We start from the raw sequence: 1,821 nt of genomic DNA on the forward strand, positions 1-1,821 counted from the left end.
GTTTCGAGTATGTGTAGGCTTCTCGCCAACCCCAGCCATCGCTATTTCCTTACAGAAACGCTTCCGTGTTCGGGTATAAGGCAAGCTCTAGTTATGACGGGATGCCCCAGCCAAATTTCTGATTTTGATTGCTCTATCCACAGGAGGTTTGATGTCTACTGTCGTTAACCGGTGCATTTTCGGCTTTGGTCATCAACTTTAATAGACTTTAATTCACCATTACTTGCTCGTCTATTATAACTGATTAGACAAAAAGTGAGAAGAATTAGACAAAAAATAAGCAGAACTGTCACGCTGCGTTCAATCCCACGCATTTATTAGTACATATGTACTAATAATTCCGGTCATCAATCCTGCCCGCTGATCATGAGGGGCTGTTTGCCCAAGTAAGCCTCTGCACATGGTTTACCCCATCTCACGAGCTTTCCAAGGTGTAAAGATGGGTCGCTGATGGTAGTGGAAAGTAATTTGGCCCCAAATTCAAGTGTCTCAAGGAAAACCTATAAGGAAAACCTATGTTGAATTATAAAGAAAAGCTCAATCCCTGGATCATTGTCCTTCTGCAACCCAAGCTCAGTAATATCACCGTTGGCCGATTCCGACGGCGCGGCAATGCTGAAGAACATCTACGGGTTTTAAAGCAGATGATGCCTGAGGCAAAATTTTCCATAATGTTTGATGTGGAGACTATTAGGGAGGATGTTGTTAACTAGTGGCTAAGGTAAGTCATTAGTAATTACTCATCTGTCATCAGTAACTACCGTTAGTTACATACTCCCACACGCTTATCAAAGATTAAAGTGTGGGCTTCTTACCAACTCCACCCAACGGTATCGGCTTTCGCCGACGCTGCGCGAACGGATACACGGGTTACTTTATTAACGATACGGTCAGAAGTTACCGCTTAAAGAGTGGAGCCTTTATGGTTAGCAGGCTATGGGTAAAGGGTTAAAACTTATTGATTAAGGCGACCCTGTCTTGATGCAAAGCGCGAGTGGGGGAAACCACGCCAGTTGCTCATGGGGGAGACCCCCAAGACCGCACTGGCTCCCCAAGACCGCGCTGCATCGCTCTTCTAAGGTTTCGTCTCCGGGATGCCCCGACCCACCGGAACAATATAATGAGTTCTATTTTAAGCACGTAGGTGGCGGTTAGCTCTTAATTTGATTTACCCTACTACTTTCATTATAGACGATATAGGCGATATAAACGATTTTGAGTTCCCTGCTTGGTAAAAAAACTCTGTCCGCGATTCATCCCATGTTCGTTGTGAGGCTTCTCGCGGTTGAAGCTAAGGACTAATAGAACTCTGCTGAAAATCATGGCTCTACTGTTGGTCAGGTCTGAGCTAAACGTTAATTTTCCCAGAGTTCTAATTACTAATGACTAATGACTTTTTGAGTAGGATTAGTTAACCGTTTAAGTCAAACCCCTAAAAGAAATTCGGCTGATGGCGAATTAGGTTGAGGAATTCCTCACGAGTTTTTTGATCCTCTTGAAAAATCCCGACCATCGCACTGGTAGCGGTCCAAGACCCTGGTTTTTGCACACCGCGCATCACCATGCACATATGGGTAGCTTCCATCACCACAGCCACACCCTTTGGATCCAAGACAGCTTGAATGGCTTCGGCAATCTGGCGAGTCAGCCGTTCCTGAACTTGCAGTCGCCGTGCATACATCTCGACCACACGGGCTATTTTACTGAGTCCTACCACTTTTTGGTTAGGGATATAGGCGACGTGAGCCTTACCCATAAATGGCAACATGTGGTGTTCACAGAGGCTAAAGAAATTGATATCCCGCACGAGTACCATTTCAT

Annotated in this window: 2 protein-coding genes; one reads left to right on the forward strand and one right to left on the reverse strand. The window is 45.2% G+C overall.

Going from position 1 to position 1,821, the window contains the following annotated elements:
• Nucleotides 1-515 precede the first annotated feature (515 nt).
• Nucleotides 516-713, forward strand: coding sequence for a hypothetical protein (locus tag F6K53_RS39610; protein WP_081431101.1), 198 nt, complete (start codon nt 516-518; stop codon nt 711-713).
• Nucleotides 714-1,432: 719 nt separating this feature from the next.
• Here the strand turns inward: F6K53_RS39610 and folE are convergent.
• Nucleotides 1,433-1,821, reverse strand: a 389-nt coding sequence (gene folE, locus F6K53_RS39615; RefSeq protein WP_293085484.1) for a GTP cyclohydrolase I FolE, incomplete at its 5' end; no start/stop codon positions are given.

This window comes from Moorena sp. SIO4A1 (assembly GCF_010672065.1).
GTDB lineage: Bacteria > Cyanobacteriota > Cyanobacteriia > Cyanobacteriales > Coleofasciculaceae > Moorena.

Bases quoted from the DNA above. Each gene is read 5' to 3' on its own strand.
- F6K53_RS39610 (WP_081431101.1), top strand. From the start codon at position 516: ATGTTGAATTATAAAGAAAAGCTCAATCCCTGGATCATTGTCCTTCTG.